At 64.0% G+C, this 2,510-nt stretch carries 1 pseudogene; it reads right to left on the bottom strand.

Annotation, left to right across the window (positions count from 1 at the left end):
- Nucleotides 1-2,510 (bottom strand): annotated as a pseudogene (locus tag C0V97_RS18240) (hypothetical protein); the annotation flags it as partial.

The raw sequence follows: 2,510 nt of genomic DNA, 5'->3' as shown, positions 1-2,510 counted from the left end.
ACGCCTCTGCCGTGCTGCGCAGGGATTGCACCGCCTCGTAATCGCCTTGCTGGGCCTTGCTCGCAACCGATCGGAAATTGTCATTGGCCGCCCGGTATTGCGCCTCGGCCGAAAGAGGCGAGGAGCTCGACAGATTGAGACCGTTGGCAAAATCGACCAGATTGCCGATGACCGACGCCACCGTGTTGGCTACCTGGTCGCGCTGCTGCCGTGCTTCGTCCGCCGCGCGCAGATGTTCCTGGCGCATGGCCTCGATCGCCTGCGTCTTGGCGTCGGCCTCTGCCTTGGCAGCGGCGGCGGCCTTGTCGGCGTAGCTTTTCTGGATGGCGAGACGCTCGGCCGCGAGGGTCTTTTCGAGCGCGGTCGCCTGGTCGAGATAGGTCTGGTTCCCCGTATAGGCCTCGCCGAGAAAGCCCTTCCAGCTTTCGGCGAGCTGACGCTTTTGCTGGGACGCCGAGAGATCGAAATCGAGCAGATCGGCGCCCTGCTGATCGCCCTGGGCTGCCAGAAGCCGGGCTTTCACCGATTGCCCGCTCTCGCTCAGGCTGCGCATGTTCTGCTCGTACCCTTCCCGATAGAGCGCGCTGAACTTGTCGTTAAGCGCGTTGCCGTCGAGCCCGTAGGAACCGGCCTGACTTGCCGCGTCTGCATAGGTCTTTTTGAGCGCCTCCATCTGCTCGATCCAGCTTTGCTGTCCGTCGACCGTCGCTTTCATCAAATTGGGCATGGTGTTGCTGACGAATTCGGTAATGGTGGCCACCTGGGATTGCAGATCGCTGGTCGACACCGTCTTGCCGTTGAGCATGGTATCGAGCGCGGTGCGCAGATCCCCCGTGGCCTCGGTAAAGCCCGACACGGTCACCGTGCCGTCGCTGTTGAATTTCGAGACGGCAACGCCCAGCGCATCCACCGTATCGGCCATTCCCTTGAGCTGCGTCACGGCCGTCTGGAACGCGGCCACGCTGTCGAAACTGGCGGGCATTCCCTGGGCAAGTGCCTGGCTGAATGTCGCATTGTCGTCGCTGCGCAGCTGCACGCCACCCAGCAGATCCTTGAGGCTCACCGAACGCTGATCCGGGTCTTTGTTATTCGGATCGTCGCGCACCGTGCCGAGATAGGCATTCCCGGCCTTGAGCCCCATGCTGCTCATCATCGTATTCAGGCTCGCGATATCGGCTTTGAGCTGGGCGGTGATGGTGTCGGTCTGCTTCTGGTTCCAGGTCTTGCCGATGCTGAACTGATCGCCCTCGAGCAGAACCTGATCGATGGTGTAGGGGTTCTTTTTGTGCCCGAAGAGCCCGCCCAGAAGACCACCGGCCCCGCCACCGATCAGACCGCCGAGAAGCGTGCCGATGCCAGGGATGATCGAGCCTAGACCGGCGCCGAGCGCCGCCCCGGCGCCCGAGCCGAGCAGACCATAGGTGCCCCCACCGATACTGCCGAGCGCCGAGCCGAGGCCCATGCCGCCACCGATCCCGCCGAGCATATTGCCCACAGTCGCCGTGCCGAAGAGTTTCGTTCCGAGCGCGCTGGAAAGCCAGCTGCTCGAACTGGCGACGCTGCTTGCGGCGGTGCCAGCGCCGGGAATGGACACGCTGCCCGCCTTGCCCGCACCGCCCCCCACCGACCCGCCCGACGCCAGGGCATCGGAGAGGCTCGAGAACGTGTTGCGGCTTCCACCATCCAGGACATTCATGGCCGGGTTCATCAGGCCGAGCTTGCCCACCAGCCCCACCACCTGCGTCTGCAGGCCGGACAGGATCGAGCCGAAGCTCACCGCGCCCTTGCCGCCCTGCACGAAAGCCTGCGTCACGCTGTTCGTCATGGTGCCGAAAATACCCTCCATGCTTCCCGTCAGCTCGTCGAGCGCCGATTTCTGATGCTGATAGGCATTGGTCGCGGTCTGGATCGCCGCCACATTGTCGAGATAGGCCTGGTTCGTTTTCGAGGTGACGTCGCCGCCCGCTTCCAGAATGCGGTTGCGCTCTTTCATGACGGCAATCTGGACCGAGACGGCATCGCTGTTCTGGCCGATCGCCGCCGTCTGGGCCTTGATCACCTCCAGATCCAGCGACTGGCTGTAAAGCTTGCCCGCATTGGCCATATCGACCTGCGAGGCCGTGGCGGCCTTCATGCTGTTGGTCATGATCTCCAATTGGCGCGCCTGCTCGGCCGTGCCTCCGGTCGAGGTCGCGCGCACTTTCTCGGCGGCCTGCATGGCCTGCTGATACTGCGCGAGTGAGCCCTTGGACGCGTCATAGCCCGCAAGCAGATCCTGCTCGGCCTGGCTGCGCTCGTTGATCGCCGCTACAGACTGATTGAACTGGCCTGTCAGGATTGCCTGTTGACGGGCTTCGGCCTCGGCCAGCTGGGCGGCCGTGGCGTGTTCCTGCCCCATCCGTCGGGCGGCTTCCTCGACCTGCTGGCGTACCTGGACCATAGAGGCTTCGGCCGCCGAGTATGTCTTGGCGCTCTGGGCTGCGAGATCCTGCTGATGGGCAAGCGCCTGC

Source organism: Asaia sp. W19 (genome assembly GCF_003994335.1).
Taxonomy (GTDB): Bacteria; Pseudomonadota; Alphaproteobacteria; order Acetobacterales; family Acetobacteraceae; genus Asaia.
This window is presented reverse-complemented; position numbering and strand designations above follow the sequence as displayed.